Raw genomic sequence first — 14,351 nt, 5'->3', positions numbered from 1 at the left:
CATGAAGATCGCGACCTTCAACATCAATAATGTCAACCGCCGCCTGCCGAATCTGTTGCGCTGGCTGCGTGCGGCCAAACCCGATGTGGTCTGCCTGCAGGAATTGAAATCGACCGATGCCGAGTTCCCGATTATGGCGATCGAGAAGGCAGGTTACGGCGCGGTGTGGCGTGGACAGAAGACCTGGAACGGCGTCGCCATCCTGGCGCGCAACGCCGAGCCGGTATTGACCCGCACCGCGCTGCCCGGCGATCGCGATGACGACGAGGCACGCTATATCGAAGCCGCCGTCAACGGCGTCATCGTCACCAGCATCTATCTGCCGAACGGCAATCCGCAGCCCGGGCCGAAATTCGACTACAAGCTCGACTGGTTCAAGCGGCTACGGTCGCATGCCGCAAAACTGCTCAAGCAGGATATCCCTGTGGTGCTGGCCGGCGACTACAATGTCGCGCCGACCGCATCGGATATCTATCCGACAAAGTCCTGGAACAAGGACGCGCTGATCCAGCCCAAGAGCCGCGCTGCGTTCAAGGCGCTGGTGGACCAGGGCTGGACCGACGCGATCCGCACACTGCATCCGTCAAAACCGATGTTCACGTTCTGGGACTACAAGCGCAACCGCTGGCCGCGCGACGCCGGATTGCGGCTCGATCATCTGCTGCTGAGCCCGGCGATTGCTCCGCGACTGCTCAAGGCCGGCGTCGATCGCAAGGTGCGTGGCGACGAAGGCGCCAGCGACCACGCGCCGGCGTGGATCGTGCTGAAGTAGCTCCGCGCCAGCCCTACCCGCCAAATTTCTTGCGCAGCATGACTCCGAGGATGTTGGAATAGTCGTCTGTCCACAGCGCGCTTGACGGATCGGAACGCAACGGTGTCCAGCTTGCCGCGACGCTTCCGGTATCGCCCGCCTCGCGCGCCATTACCACAAGGCGGGCATTTGCCTTCAATGTCACCGGGAGATCACCGGCACTGTTGTCTTCGCGAATGAAGGCGGCTAGCCCGTGGGAATGAGCGACGTTCGCCACCACCGGCGCCAGATCGAGGTAGCGATTGGAGATGTGCGCGATGATAACACCGTGCGGCGAAAGCCTCGAAAGATAACCTGCAAGCGCGTCACGCGTGAGCAGATGCACCGGAATGGAATCGGACGAGAAGGCATCCAGCACGATCAGGTCGTAGCGGTCCTGCGATGCTTCCAATGTCAGGCGCGCGTCTCCGGCCACCACGGGCGCATCGGGCGCGCAGCGTGACAGGAACTCGAAGCGACGCGGATCACGTGCAATGCGAATGACTTCCGGATCGATCTCGAAGAACGTCCAAAGCTCGCCGCCCTTGCGATGGCAGGCAAGCGTACCAGTGCCCAGACCTACGATGGCAACGCGGTCCAGATTTCCGCGAACAGCGCGCGCGGCACCGATTGCCTCCGAGTACGGACCTCCCGGATAGTAATAGGTCTGCGGCAACAGTGGACCGCTGACCGGCGTGCCGTCGTCGTTCCGCAAGCGCTGGGCACCATGAATCGTGGTGCCATGATAAAGGACGCGGGCTTTACCGTCGCCGACCTCGGCGACCTTATGAACGCCAAAGAAACTGCGAGCCGTTTCGATCGGCGCTAATCCAGGTCGCCACAGGGCCGTCACTGTAAAACTCAGGACGACCAGGCCGAAGAAGCGCATCGGCCGCTGCCGTTGAAACAGCATCGCGGCCGCCAGTAGCGCGAGCAGCACTTGAAACGGCAGCTCCAGGGTCGCTGGCGGCTGCAAGAGGGTGGCGTACCAGATCACCGCGAGCACCGCACTGAGCAGAAGCCACGGCGTCGCGTCTGTCAGCGCCTTGGGTAGCCCGCCGGCGAAGAAGCCGGGCATGCACAGCAGCGCCAGCGCGATCAGGATCGGATATTCGTAATTGCCGTTGAAAATCAGCGGCGCCACCAAGCCCGCGAAGGCGCCACCGATCACCCCGCCAAACGAGGTGCAGAGGTAGAATTCGGTCAATCGTCGGGGGGTTGGGCGCCGGGCATAGAGTTCGCCGTGGCACATCAGCGTCAGCAGCGCGAAGGCGACGAGATTGAGGGCAATCGTGGTCAGCCAAAAGACCTTCTCCCCGCCGATCAGGCTCACCGCGAGCGGCGCCACCGCGAACGGAACAAACCTGACCACGCTGGCATGTGCGATCCATGGCCGCTCGCTAAATACGGCGACGAAAGTCAGCAGGAAGATCGCAAGCGGAACGACCCAGAGGAATGGAGCGGCAGCAATATCGGTCGTCATGTACGCCGTAACGGCGATGACTAGACCCGACGGAATGGCGGCCAGCGCAATCCAGCGCATCCGCTCCCCGGCACTCGTGCGAACATCATCCGCAACCTCGGCCTGGGCCGCGGCAGGCACCGCGCGCGTGGCAAACAATCCGACGACACTCAAGAGAACGGCCAGCAGCGCAAACCCGATGGACCAGGCCGCCGTCTGCGTTTTCAGCGTCAGGAACGGTTCGATGACAATCGGATAGGCGAACAGCGCGGCGAACGAGCCAAGATTGGATGCGGCGTAGAGCACATATGGATTGCTCGCCTGTCGATGTCCGCTCGCGGCAAACCAGCTTTGCAGCAGCGGCGCACTGGCTGACAAGGTAAAGAACGGAAGGCCGATGGAAGCCGCGAACAGGCCGAACAGCCAAAGCGCAGTTCCATCCAGCGGCGGAGCACCCCATTCGGGCGCAATCGCGATCGGAAGCATCATCGCGGTTGCACCGACCAGCAGCAGATGGAACATGACCGCCCGCCCGGGCAGCAACAGACGGTTCAACAAATGGGCGTAGGCGTAACCTCCCAGCAGCACCGTCTGAAAAAACACCATTGCGACCGACCAGACCGCCGGCGCGCCTCCGAGTTTCGGAAGCACCATCTTCGCAAACATCGGCTGGATCGAGAACAGAAGCAGCGCCGAGACGAATAACGTCGCAGCATAGAGCCATGACGTCAGTCGAGTTGTCGCAGCCTGCCGATCAACGGCAGGCGAGATCCGATCCAAAGCATTGAAGAGCGACATCGGTATCCCCAGCACCGTCAATTATGGGTTGTACGGTAGCGGGCGAACACCTAAGCAAGGCTTAATATGATCACCGGGAACGGCCGACATGGGCCATGGTAAACGCCCCCTTGATCACGCGAATAACGGATATCAATCATCCCTTGCGGGTATGTCCCCAGGCCGCGTCCCAATCCTCGCCCGTAGCGTCGATGACGCGGCCGTCAGCTTCGAAGAACTTGTTCGGCACCTGGAAGATCGCGAGCATCAGCCCACCTTGCGGACACCAGGCGACATGGCGGCTGCCCTCCTCGCGCCAGATGAATTCGCCGGCCTTGCATTCGATGCCCTGCGCAGGGCCTTCCTTGTCGACGAGCGAGCCTTCGAGCACGTAGGTCTGCTCGATGTTGACATGCTCGTGGTCGGGCAGCACCGCGCCCGGCGCGAACCGCATCAGCGCGGTCATCAGGCCGGTCTTGCGATCGAACAGCAGCGTCTTGGCCTCGCAGCCGGGGAAACGGGTCTTCTGCCATTCCATGCTGTCGGGGCGGACAAGATGGGAATGCGTGTCAGCGGTCTGCGGCGTCACGGCGTCCATGGTGGTCCTCCATTCCTTTTATTTTGACACGATCCTAGCAGCTTTACCTTGGGCCGCCAGCCGGCAGGTGTGCGCTGCGGTGATGTCGTCGCCTTGCCCGCACTGACCCCCGCGAGTAGGATCAGGATGTCTCCTGCTCTCTTGGATCATTGCTGACATGGCGGAGTTGGAACAATCGGTGATCTGCAAAGGGTGCTGGGAGCAGATGCATGTCCCGGTGCCGCTTCGCGGTGTGATCTCGGCGCCATTTCGCGCGTTCGGCGTTCGTCCGAGCCGAATGAACCCCAACACCTGCACCATCTGCGAGCTGATGTTCACGAAGGTGATGCGGGCCCGCAAGATCACGATCGACGCGACCATCATGTTTGCCGATCTGCGCGGCTACACCAGCCTCTCGCAATCGCAGTCGCCGGATGCCGTCTCAAGCCTGCTCGACGCATTCTACGACGAATGCGCCAACGCGATCTGGGCGTATGACGGGCTCCTCAACAAGACGATTGGAGACGCCGTTATGGCCGTCTTCAATTTCCCCATGGTGCGGGCCGAGCATCCCGGGAACGCCGTGCGGGCAGCGCGCGACATTCAGAAAGGCTGGCGCGAACGGCGCGAGGCTCTCGTTGCAGCCCATGGCCTCACCGCGAGCGAACTGGGGATCGGCATCGGCATTCACTCCGGCGAACTCAGCTTTGGCGAATTCGGTCACACCCATCGGGATCTGACGGCGATCGGCACCGTGGTCAACACCGCCTCCCGTGCCCAGTCGGTCGCCGAAGCCGACCAGATCCTCGTGACGAAGGCTGTGTTTGACCGCACGCAACCGGATTTAAAGGACAGCCCTTCGAAGGCATTCAAGCTCAAGGGATTCGACGACCCGATCGAGCTTTACGCAGCCTAGTCTTGCTGGCCGGCCGCCCGTCACCATAAGTTCTTGCCGTCGATGACGGTGACCGGCACGGCGTCGAGGTCGAAATCGTCAAACAGCCGCGCGTTGATGCCGACCTTCGGATTGTCGAAGTCCGGCTTGCCGGTCGACCAATCCGGCGATTCCGAATAGGTGCCGCAGCCGCAGCCGGCGCAGAAATGATGTTTGACGGTGCGGCTGCCCCACAGATAGGTCGCGACATTTTCCGGTGGCGACGTCAGGCGAAATTGCGCCGGCGTATAATAGGCCCATAACGCGCCGCGCTTGGAACACAGCGAACAGGTGCACCGTGTCACGTCAGACGGCGCCTCGCTCACCTCGAATTGTGTGTTACCGCAATGGCAGCTTCCCTTGATTGGCACGATGTGTTCCTCCCGAATGATCCGACATGGCCGAGGTCCTAGCCGAGGCCTGCTGACAGCATGCTGTCAGCAGCAGCGATTGGCACACGTCAGGTCAGAATTGGCTAGCTGGCCCTGTTCCGCCTTGCAACCTGCCGCTGCGAGAATATCATCCATCGCGGACATCGGAGGTGAACATGCGTCCTCATGTCTTTGTGATCGCCTGCATCGGCCTGTTGGCGCTTTCTGAAAGCGCAAATGCACAAATCTGCAGGCCCGTCGAGCAGCGAAGCGGCAACGCCGTGGGCTGCTGGATCATCGCGCACCAGCCGCTCGGACAGTTCACCCAGCCACAGACATTTTGGCATTTGGACACCTATCCGACCCTCGCAGCCGCCGAGCAGGCCAAGGGTCCGCACGGAACGGTCGTCAAATCGCTCGACAAGATATGGCTGCTTTCGATCGAGGACCGCGACTGGCATGCACCGGCCGGCGGCGAACACGTCGCCGAAATCGGACCGCTCGTGATCAACGCCGGCGAGAATTATTCCGCGCAATACATGGAAGCGGTTTTTGATCCGGGCATGACCGCCCCGGAACATCGTCACTCCGGTCCCGAGGCCTGGTACACGCTTGCCGGCGAAACATGTCTGGAAACACCTGATGGCATGCAAGTCGGAAAGGCCGGCAGTCACCACGTCATCGTGCCCGCCGGACCGCCGATGCACCTGACCGCAACGGGAACGGTTCAGCGCAAGGCGCTGGTGCTCATCCTGCATGATTCCGGCAAGCCGCCCACGACACCGGAGCGAGAGTGGAAGCCGAAGGGTTTGTGCAAAGGCTGAAGGGCAGTTCGATACGCGCGGCGATGGAGGCCCGGTGCCGTCAAAGAAAACGGTGGGCACGGCGGTGTTCCGCCTTTGACGATCCTGCGATGCTGTATGATTACGGGCTCGCCGTCATTCCAGAGAATCATCCTTGGGCTTCATCTTCGTTCTCATTGTCGGCCTGCTCGCCGGCACCATCTCAGGCATCGTCGGCACCGGCTCGTCGATCATGCTGATGCCGGTGCTCATCTATCAGTACGGCCCGAAGGAAGCCGTTCCGATCATGGCGGTCGCGGCCGTGATGGCGAACTTCTCGCGCATCCTTGCCTGGTGGCGCGAGGTCGACTGGCGGGCATGCCTCGCCTATTCGGTCACGGGGATTCCGGCGGCTGCACTCGGCGCGCGGACGCTCTTGGTGCTGCCGTCGCACGCCGTCGATATCGCGATCGGCCTGTTTCTGATCGCGATGGTGCCGGTGCGGCATTGGCTGGCGCGCCATCAGCTCAAGGCGCAGCTCTGGCACCTTGCGGTGGGGGGTGCGATCATCGGCTACCTCACGGGCATCGTGGTGTCGACCGGTCCGCTCAGCGTGCCGCTGTTTCTGTTTTACGGGCTGAACAAGGGCGCTTTTCTCGCCACCGAAGCCGCAAGCTCGCTCGGGCTCTACTTGAGCAAATCGGTGACGTTCGAACGCTTTGGCGCGCTGACGCCGGACGTCGCGCTAAAAGGCCTGATCGCGGGCTCCTCGCTGATGTTCGGCGCCTTCATCGCCAAACGTTTCGTGCTGAAGCTGGAGCCCGACATCTTCCGCCTGCTGATGGACGGCATCATGATCGCCGCCGGCATCTCCCTGCTCTGGGCGGCGTTTTCATAATATCCAGCCGAAGCAGCCGCTAGATCTGAACCAACTGCGGTGAACTGCCGACCAAGTGACGCGTGTCACATCGGTTCGACAAGCGACCATGGATCAATGGCGCGCAGCACGGATTCGCATCACCTACGTCTGGAGAGACAGAAATGTACAGGGGAGCTATCGGCGCCGTCGTCGCCGTCATTGTCGTCGTCATCATCGCGGCAGGAAGCTGGTACACCGTCGATCAGACCGAGCGCGGGGTGAGACTGCGCTACGGCGCGGTTATCGGCACGGCGCAGCCGGGCCTGGGCTTCAAGGTCCCGCTGATCGACAGCGTCGAGAAGGTCAGCGTCAAGACCTTCACCTATGCCTGGGACAAGATGAACTCCTACTCCTACGACCAGCAGCCGGCCGACCTCAAGATCAGCGTCACCCTGCGCGCCTCGCCAGACAAGGTCGCCGATCTCTATGCAAAATTCGGCGGACTGGACACCGCGGTGAAACAGGTGGTCAGCCCGGCCGTCAACCAGCAGGTCAAGATCGTGTTCGGCCGCTACACGGCGGTGAAGGCGATCCAGGAGCGCGGGCCACTGAACTCCGCGATCAAGGACGCCATCACGGGATCGCTGAAGGACGACCCGATGATCATGATCGAGAGCGTCCAGCTCGAAAACATCGAGTTCAGCGCGAATTATCTGCATTCGATCGAACAGCGCATGCTGGCCGAGGTCGAGGTGCAGAAGCTGCAGCAGAATGCCGAGCGCGAGAAGGTGCAGCCACAGATCACCGTCACCCAAGCGACCGCCAAGGCCAACGCCGTCCGCGCCGAGGCGCAGGCCGCCGCCGATGCGCTGCGGCTGAACGGCGAAGCCCGCGCCACCAACATCAAGCTCACTGGCGAAGCCGAAGCCGCCGCCATCGAGGCCCGCGCCAAGGCGCTTGGCACCAATCCGAACCTCGTTACCCTGGTGCAGGCCGAACGCTGGAACGGCGTGCTGCCTACCACAATGGTGCCGGGCTCGGCGGTGCCGTTTGTTTCGGTGAAATAGAATTGAAGTTTGTAATGTGGCGGCGCCCGAGATGATCTCGGACGCCGCCATGACGTATCCGACATCCGAGACCGATCATGCGAAAAGTCATCACCGTCACGCTGGCGAGCGTTCTTGTGGCTCTCGCTGCGCCAACGTCCTCGCACGCCGCGCAGACGTTTGACGGGCTGTGGGCCACCAGCAGGAAAGATTGCCGCGACCAGGACGGGCCTGACAGCAAGACGTTCATCGACCTTGATAACGTCATCAAGGGCAAGCCCGCACCGCTCGTCGATCAATATGAAAATCATTGCCGGGTCGATCGCAAGACGCCGGCCGGCGACGGCTTGGTCCTGACCACGACCTGTTTCGAATTCTGGGACGACTACAACAAGGGCGCCAACGGCCGGAAGGTGACGATCAAGCTTGCGCCCGGTCCAAACGACACGCTCAGGATCGACGGCAAGCCCTATCTGCTTTGCAAGCGCAAGGGCGACCTTCCCAAGAACCGGCGATGATTGGGCGCGCCGGCACCGCGCGGCCGAACGGCGAAGCGCGGCGACCGCTGACACACAACGCAACCGAAAGTGTTCGACTGTTTTCGGCTGCGCGAGTCCCTTCCTGCCGGGCCGCATGCTAAATGCCCGACCCCTGAATCTTTCCCGGATTGAAATTGTGGGCGCACTGATTTTTGACTTCGATGGCGTCATCGCCGATAGCGAGGCGATCGCCAATACCGTTCTGGCGGAAACCGTTACCAGGCTCGGTCACGCGACGACGCTGGACGAAGCGCTGACCCGCTATTCCGGCCGAAGGTGGGACGAAGCCGTGGCGGAGATCGAAGCGGCGATCGGACGGCCGCTGCCTTCGGATTTTTCCGGCCAGCTCAAGCTTGCGACGCTGGAACGGTTCCGGACGAATTTGAAGGAAGTGAGCGGGGCGACGGATTTCATCAGACGGTTTGCCCACATCCCCCGATGCATCGCCTCCTCCAGTTCGATTGATCGCCTGCAACTGTGCCTTTCGGTATTGGCCCTGGAATGGGAATTCGGCGGTCATGTCTTTAGTGCGGATATGGTCGCGCGAGGAAAGCCGCACCCGGACATTTTTCTGTTCGCCGCCAGCAAATTGGGCGTGCACCCGGACGAGTGTCTCGTGATTGAAGACAGCGCAGGCGGGATCCGAGCAGCCGTTGCCGCCGGCATGACGGTCGTCGGCCTGTGCGCGGCCAGCCACATTCGCGAAGGCCATGATCTCAAGCTTCGCGATGCCGGCGCCGTGCATCTGGCGCATTCATGGTCGGACGTCGAACGTTTCGCCCTGCACTTTTTCAAGGGCTAGGACGCATGCGCTGAGGTGGTATCATGCCGGCGTAAACGGTGCCTTGTGCCCCGGCATGGTGCATCATCCGATACATTCAGTTTGGGGACGAGTGTCTTGAGCACATTGGCGGAAACGACCGATATCACAAATCTTCGGAGCGGAGCGTCCAAGCGCACCAACGCCGAGCAAGACACCCTGAAATTCGCAGAAGCGGCCATTGCGGACAGCAAGCGCCAGGGTCTTCTGCTCGCTGTCCGGGCCCGCTGGATCGCGCTCGCGGTGATTGCCGTTACCTTGCCGATCATCAACCCGAACTGGGACGTGATTTACTACATCGTGATGCTCGGCCTTTTTGCCGTGATCGGCTGGGCCCAACTGAACGTCGGCAAAGTAGGGCGTTCGTTGCCCGAGCTTTTCCTGATCTTTTGCGATCTGGCGTTAATTACGTTGCTCACGGTCGTGCCCAATCCGTTGAGCGCCGCGAACTGGCCGATCGGCATGCAATTCCGGTTCGAGACGTTCATCTATTTCTTTGTCTTCCTGGCAACCGCGACCCTTGCCTATTCGTGGCGAACGGTGGTCGCGATGGGCTTCTGGACCTCGGCCGTGTGGGCGATCGGCGTCGGCTGGGCCTACCTGCAGCCCGCAAGCCATGCGGAGTTGTCGGAACGCGTGCGGGCCGCTGTCGGCTCCGACGTCAGGATGTTCCACATCATCAACCCCTCATCGATCGACATTCCGTCGCGATTCCAGGAAATCACCGTGTTCCTGATCGTCGCCATGACGTTGGCGCTGGCGGTGCGCCGCTCCAACGCCCTGCTGATCAGCCACGCCGGGATCGAACGCGAGCGGACCAACCTGGCGCGCTATTTTTCACCCAACGTCGTCGAGCAATTATCTGGAAATGACGAGCCGCTCACGCGGGTTCACACCCAGGACGTCGCCGTGTTGTTTGCCGATATCGTGGGATTCACCACCTATGCCGATGGACGCGACCCGAAGGAGGTCATCGGCACGCTGCGACAATTCCATGAACGAATGGAAAGAGAAGTGTTCCGGCACGGCGGAACCCTCGACAAATATCTCGGCGATGGCCTGATGGCGACGTTCGGTACGCCGTTCGCCGGCGATTCCGACGCGTTGAATGCCTTGCGTTGCGCGAGAGGCATGATCGCTTCGATTGCGGAGTTGAACGGAGAACGGAAGGATCGCAACGAGCCGCCGATCCAGGTCAGCGTCGGATTGCACTATGGCCAGGTCGTGCTTGGGGACATCGGCCTCAACCGGCTCGAATTTGCCGTAATCGGCACCACCGTGAATGCGGCGAGCCGGCTCGAGGCGCTCACCCGCGAATTCGGATGCGCGATCGTGGTCAGCGACGCGCTGGTGCAGCAGGCGCGGACGGAATCGAGCCATTCGAGCGCCGACTTCGTATTGCTTGTCGAGCAGCCGGCCCAGATCATTCGCGGTCTCGAGCAACCGGTCGGCATCTGGACGTGTGCCAACGTCGCGTAAGCGCGCGATGGATGCATGAGCACTCATCGCGCCCTCAGCTTCTTTTCATGCTATGAGTCGCAGCCCATTCCACCGAGACTGCTATTTCCCCTCATGGCCAAATCCACCCTCTCCTTTGTCTGCCAGAACTGCGGCGCGGCGTATAATCGCTGGCAGGGCAAGTGCGAGTCCTGCGGTGAGTGGAACACGCTGGCCGAGGAGGACACGACCGGCAGCGTGCCGGTGTCGATCCGCTCCAAACGCAAGGGCCGGACGTTCCAGCTGGAATCGCTGACCGGCAAGACTCAGGACGCCCCTCGCCTGTCCTCCGGCATGACGGAGCTCGATCGCGTCACCGGCGGCGGGTTTGTCCGCGGCTCGGTGCTTCTGGTCGGCGGTGATCCCGGCATTGGCAAATCGACGCTGCTGACGCAGGCGACCAGCCTGATGGCCCGCGCCGGCCACCGCGTGGTTTACATTTCGGGCGAAGAGGCCGTAGCGCAGGTGCGGCTGCGGGCCGAGCGGCTGGGGCTTGCGGACGCGCCGGTGCAGCTTGCCGCCGAGACTTCGGTCGAAGACATCGTCTCGACGCTGTCGGAGGGCGCGGTGCCGCGCCTGATCGTGATCGATTCGATCCAGACCATGTGGACCGACACGGTGGAATCGGCGCCGGGAACGGTGACGCAGGTTCGCGCCTCCGCGCAGGCGCTCATCCGTTTCGCCAAGAAATCCGGGGCTGCGATCATCCTGGTCGGACACGTCACCAAGGACGGCCAGATCGCGGGCCCCCGCGTGGTCGAGCACATGGTCGACGCGGTGCTGTCGTTCGAAGGCGAAGGCTCGCAACATTTCCGGATTTTGCGCGCGATGAAGAACCGATTCGGCCCCACCGATGAAATCGGCGTGTTCGAGATGACGGGGCTGGGCCTTCGCGAAGTCTCCAACCCCTCCGAATTGTTCCTGTCTGAACGCGACTTGGGCAGCCCGGGCACCGCGGTCTTTGCCGGGATCGAAGGCACCCGCCCGGTACTGGTGGAATTGCAGGCATTGGTGGCGCCGACCACACTCGGCACTCCCCGGCGGGCCGTGGTGGGCTGGGACCCGAGCCGGCTGTCGATGGTGCTGGCGGTACTGGAGGCCCATTGCGGGGTCAAACTGTCCGGCTACGACGTCTATCTGAACGTGGCGGGCGGCCTGCGGATCCAGGAGCCCGCAGCCGACCTCGCCGCGGCAGCCGCTCTGGTGTCATCTTTGGTGAACGCACCGTTACCAACGGATGCGGTCTATTTCGGCGAGATTTCGCTGTCGGGTGCGGTCCGGCCGGTGGCGCAGACCTCGGCACGATTGAAGGAGGCCGCAAAACTGGGATTTGGGCGCGCCGTTCTGCCCGAATCGGCCCGTGGCGACGTCGGCGGCGATGGCGGGCTTGCACTGAGCAGCATCGGCGGCTTGACCAGCCTGGTTGCCGATATCGCGGCACGTGGCAGTCCGAGAGGCGCAGGCACCGGCAACCGGGACACCAATCGCGAGGGTGTGACGGAGAAAAATGCCACACCGGCGCGATTCCGTCGTGAAAACAGCTAAAGCGGCGTGACGCGCCCCGCCCTCGCCGCTATACAACGCGCGCAAAAGGCGGGCGGGATGGCACGATATCCGGCCTTGCGGGATGCGCCATCTGCCCCTCACTTGGGGTGATCCTGAGCCGCCGATTCGCTGCTTGAGAACTTACGAGCGGACCTGACCAGCCGATGCCGATAACGATACTCGATCTCGTCCTGCTCGGAGTGATGCTGATTTCGGGGCTGCTCGCCATGGTGCGCGGCTTCATGCGCGAAATCCTGTCGATCGCGGCATGGGGCGCGGCGGCGCTGGTGACGCTGTATGCGTTCTCGAAGCTGCTGCCGACGGCCAAGACCTATTTCGGCAGCGATACGATCGCGGCTGTGGTGGTCGTTGCGGGCACCTTCATCGGTACGCTGATCGTGGTGTCCGTCATCACGGTCAGGATCTCGGACATGATCCTGGATTCCCGGATCGGCGCGCTCGACCGTACGCTCGGATTCCTGTTTGGGTTGGGTCGCGGCCTTTTGATCGTGGTGGTCGCGTTCCTGTTCTTCAGCTGGCTGGTCCCGGACAAGCAGCGGCCGGACTGGATCACCAACGCGAAGTCCCGAACCGTGCTGGATGGAACCGGGCAATGGTTAATGTCGCTCTTGCCGGACGACCCCGAGAACACCATCTTAAAGAGATTCAAGAAGAATAAACCGGAAGACGATCAAACTGACGCCGACCAGGCAGCCCCTGCGTCCGGCGATGGCTACAGTAAACCTGCCCGTGACGGCCTTAAAAAGCTGATCGAGAAACCCGCGGGCCGCTAATTCTGGCCAAAATAGAGAGGCGATGGACGCGATGCAAAACCCTTCCGATCCCGCCGGCCAACTCGATCTAAACCTTGATCTAGATCTCGGCATCGAGTTGCAGGACGATCTCGAAGGCGACACGCTACGCGAGGAATGCGGCGTGTTCGGCATTTTCGGCCACCCCGAGGCCGCAGCCATCACCGCACTCGGACTACACGCCCTCCAGCATCGCGGCCAGGAAGCCGCCGGCATCGTCTCCTTCGACGGCAGCCGCTTCCACTCTGAACGCCGCCTCGGCCTCGTCGGCGATACCTTCTCCCGCCGCGAGGTGATCGAGCGCCTGCCCGGCATTATGGCCGTCGGCCATGTCCGCTATTCCACCACCGGCGCCACTATCCTGCGCAATGTCCAGCCGCTGTTCGCCGAACTCAATGCCGGCGGTTTTGCGGTCGGCCACAACGGCAATCTCACCAACGGGCTGACGCTTCGCCGCGAACTGGTCAAGGGCGGCGCGATGATGCAGTCGACCACCGATACCGAGGTCATCCTGCATCTGGTCGCGCAATCCAGGCGTGGCCGCTTCATCGACCGCTTCATCGAGTCACTGCGTGCGATCGAAGGCGCTTACGCGCTGGTCGCGATGACCAACAAGAAGCTGATCGGCGCGCGCGATCCGCTCGGCATTCGTCCGCTGGTGCTCGGCGACCTCGATGGCCGCCCGATCCTGACCTCGGAAACCTGTGCGCTCGACATGATCGGCGCCAAATATGTCCGCGACATCGAGCCCGGCGAAATCATCGTGTTCGACGAGGCCGGCGCGCACAGCCACAAGCCGTTCCCGCCGAAACCACCGCGGCCCTGCATCTTCGAATACATCTATTTCTCGCGGCCGGACTCCATCGTCGGCGGCCGCTCGGTCTATGACGTCCGAAAAGCTTTTGGCGCGCAGCTTGCCCGCGAGAGCCATGTCGAGGTCGACGTCGTCGTGCCGGTGCCGGATTCCGGCGTGCCTGCCGCGCTCGGCTACAGCCAGCATTCCGGCGTTCCGTTCGAACTCGGCATCATCCGAAATCACTATGTCGGCCGCACCTTCATCCAGCCGACCCAGAGCGTGCGCGAACTCGGCGTCCGCATGAAGCATTCGGCCAACCGCGCCGCGATCGAGGGCAAGCGGATCATCCTGATCGATGATTCACTGGTGCGCGGCACCACATCGAAGAAGATCGTGCGCATGATGCGCGATGCCGGCGCCCGCGAAGTCCATTTCCGCCTCGCTTCGCCGCCGATCCTCTATCCCGACTATTACGGCATCGACCTGCCGGACCGCGGCGGCCTTCTCGCGGCCACCCATTCGCTGGAGGAGATGCGCGACATCATCGGCGCGGACTCGCTGGCGTTCCTGTCGATCGACGGCATGTACCGCGCCATGGGCGAGCCCGGCCGCGATCCCGCCAATCCAAAGTTCTCCGACCACTGCTTCACCGGCGCCTATCCGACCAACCTTACCGACCAGAACCAGGTCGAGGCGCAGCCCCGGCAATTGTCGCTGCTGGCGGAAGCGAGCTGAGGCGAGGCC

Annotated in this window: 14 protein-coding genes; 11 read left to right on the top strand and 3 right to left on the bottom strand. The window is 62.4% G+C overall.

Annotated features, from left to right (window positions below; translation table 11 throughout):
• Nucleotide 1 precedes the first annotated feature (1 nt).
• A complete protein-coding gene (locus tag ACPPVP_RS20525) occupies nucleotides 2-772 on the top strand; it encodes an exodeoxyribonuclease III (protein WP_426537517.1) in 771 nt (256 codons plus the stop codon).
• Nucleotides 773-785: 13 nt separating this feature from the next.
• Here ACPPVP_RS20525 and ACPPVP_RS20520 read toward each other — a convergent pair whose 3' ends face one another.
• Complete coding sequence (locus tag ACPPVP_RS20520) at nucleotides 786-2,558, bottom strand: spermidine synthase (protein WP_426537515.1); 1,773 nt, start codon at nucleotides 2,556-2,558, stop codon at nucleotides 786-788.
• A 628-nt stretch (nucleotides 2,559-3,186) separates the two neighbouring features.
• Nucleotides 3,187-3,627, bottom strand: coding sequence for a cupin domain-containing protein (locus ACPPVP_RS20515; protein WP_426537513.1), 441 nt, complete (start codon nucleotides 3,625-3,627; stop codon nucleotides 3,187-3,189).
• A 166-nt stretch (nucleotides 3,628-3,793) separates the two neighbouring features.
• On the opposite strand from ACPPVP_RS20515, the gene ACPPVP_RS20510 reads away from it, so the two are divergent.
• The gene (locus ACPPVP_RS20510) at nucleotides 3,794-4,522 is read left to right on the top strand and encodes an adenylate/guanylate cyclase domain-containing protein (RefSeq protein ID WP_426537965.1); all 729 of its coding nucleotides are present in this window, start codon (nucleotides 3,794-3,796) and stop codon (nucleotides 4,520-4,522) included.
• A gap of 20 nt (nucleotides 4,523-4,542) precedes the next feature.
• Here the strand turns inward: ACPPVP_RS20510 and ACPPVP_RS20505 are convergent, their stop codons facing one another.
• Nucleotides 4,543-4,911 carry a GFA family protein gene (locus tag ACPPVP_RS20505; RefSeq protein ID WP_426537511.1) on the bottom strand — a complete coding sequence of 123 codons (369 nt, stop codon included), beginning with the start codon at nucleotides 4,909-4,911 and terminating at the stop codon, nucleotides 4,543-4,545.
• 176 nt (nucleotides 4,912-5,087) lie between these two features.
• On the opposite strand from ACPPVP_RS20505, the gene ACPPVP_RS20500 reads away from it, so the two are divergent.
• The 9 genes from ACPPVP_RS20500 to purF all read left to right on the top strand — a co-directional run bounded on the left by ACPPVP_RS20500 (nucleotide 5,088) and on the right by purF (nucleotide 14,342).
• Nucleotides 5,088-5,735, top strand: coding sequence for a hypothetical protein (locus tag ACPPVP_RS20500; protein WP_426537509.1), 648 nt, complete (start codon nucleotides 5,088-5,090; stop codon nucleotides 5,733-5,735).
• A 133-nt stretch (nucleotides 5,736-5,868) separates the two neighbouring features.
• Entirely contained in the window at nucleotides 5,869-6,591 is a 723-nt protein-coding gene (locus ACPPVP_RS20495; protein WP_426537507.1) for a sulfite exporter TauE/SafE family protein, read from the top strand.
• Between the two features lie 143 nt (nucleotides 6,592-6,734).
• Entirely contained in the window at nucleotides 6,735-7,619 is an 885-nt protein-coding gene (locus ACPPVP_RS20490; RefSeq protein ID WP_426537505.1) for a prohibitin family protein, read from the top strand.
• A gap of 77 nt (nucleotides 7,620-7,696) precedes the next feature.
• Complete coding sequence (locus ACPPVP_RS20485; RefSeq protein WP_426537503.1) at nucleotides 7,697-8,116, top strand: hypothetical protein; 420 nt, start codon at nucleotides 7,697-7,699, stop codon at nucleotides 8,114-8,116.
• Nucleotides 8,025-8,939 (top strand): HAD family hydrolase, encoded by a 915-nt coding sequence (locus ACPPVP_RS20480; RefSeq protein ID WP_426537501.1) that lies wholly within the window; start codon nucleotides 8,025-8,027, stop codon nucleotides 8,937-8,939. The genes ACPPVP_RS20485 and ACPPVP_RS20480 overlap by 92 nt, the downstream gene beginning before the upstream one ends.
• Nucleotides 8,940-9,035: 96 nt before the next feature.
• Nucleotides 9,036-10,436, top strand: a complete 1,401-nt coding sequence (locus ACPPVP_RS20475; protein ID WP_426537499.1) for an adenylate/guanylate cyclase domain-containing protein — start codon at nucleotides 9,036-9,038, stop codon at nucleotides 10,434-10,436.
• Nucleotides 10,437-10,529: 93 nt separating this feature from the next.
• On the top strand, nucleotides 10,530-11,999 hold the full coding sequence (gene radA / locus ACPPVP_RS20470) for a DNA repair protein RadA (protein ID WP_426537497.1): 1,470 nt from the start codon (nucleotides 10,530-10,532) through the stop codon (nucleotides 11,997-11,999).
• Between the two features lie 164 nt (nucleotides 12,000-12,163).
• Nucleotides 12,164-12,793: a CvpA family protein gene (locus tag ACPPVP_RS20465; RefSeq protein WP_426537495.1), complete on the top strand. Its 630-nt coding sequence runs from the start codon at nucleotides 12,164-12,166 to the stop codon at nucleotides 12,791-12,793.
• Nucleotides 12,794-12,815: 22 nt separating this feature from the next.
• Nucleotides 12,816-14,342: an amidophosphoribosyltransferase gene (purF, locus tag ACPPVP_RS20460; RefSeq protein ID WP_426537493.1), complete on the top strand. Its 1,527-nt coding sequence runs from the start codon at nucleotides 12,816-12,818 to the stop codon at nucleotides 14,340-14,342.
• Nucleotides 14,343-14,351 lie beyond the last annotated feature (9 nt).

This window comes from Bradyrhizobium sp. McL0615 (assembly GCF_049993905.1).
In the GTDB taxonomy this organism is placed as follows: Bacteria; Pseudomonadota; Alphaproteobacteria; order Rhizobiales; family Xanthobacteraceae; genus Bradyrhizobium.
Note: the sequence above shows the minus strand (reverse complement) of the source record. Positions and strands in the feature narration are given on the sequence as shown.

Bases quoted from the DNA above. Each gene is read 5' to 3' on its own strand.
- ACPPVP_RS20525 (WP_426537517.1), top strand. From the start codon at position 2: ATGAAGATCGCGACCTTCAACATCAATAATGTCAACCGCCGCCTGCCG.
- ACPPVP_RS20515 (WP_426537513.1), bottom strand. From the start codon at position 3,627: ATGGACGCCGTGACGCCGCAGACCGCTGACACGCATTCCCATCTTGTC.
- ACPPVP_RS20500 (WP_426537509.1), top strand. From the start codon at position 5,088: ATGCGTCCTCATGTCTTTGTGATCGCCTGCATCGGCCTGTTGGCGCTT.
- ACPPVP_RS20490 (WP_426537505.1), top strand. From the start codon at position 6,735: ATGTACAGGGGAGCTATCGGCGCCGTCGTCGCCGTCATTGTCGTCGTC.
- ACPPVP_RS20485 (WP_426537503.1), top strand. From the start codon at position 7,697: ATGCGAAAAGTCATCACCGTCACGCTGGCGAGCGTTCTTGTGGCTCTC.
- radA (WP_426537497.1), top strand. From the start codon at position 10,530: ATGGCCAAATCCACCCTCTCCTTTGTCTGCCAGAACTGCGGCGCGGCG.
- ACPPVP_RS20465 (WP_426537495.1), top strand. From the start codon at position 12,164: ATGCCGATAACGATACTCGATCTCGTCCTGCTCGGAGTGATGCTGATT.
- purF (WP_426537493.1), top strand. From the start codon at position 12,816: ATGGACGCGATGCAAAACCCTTCCGATCCCGCCGGCCAACTCGATCTA.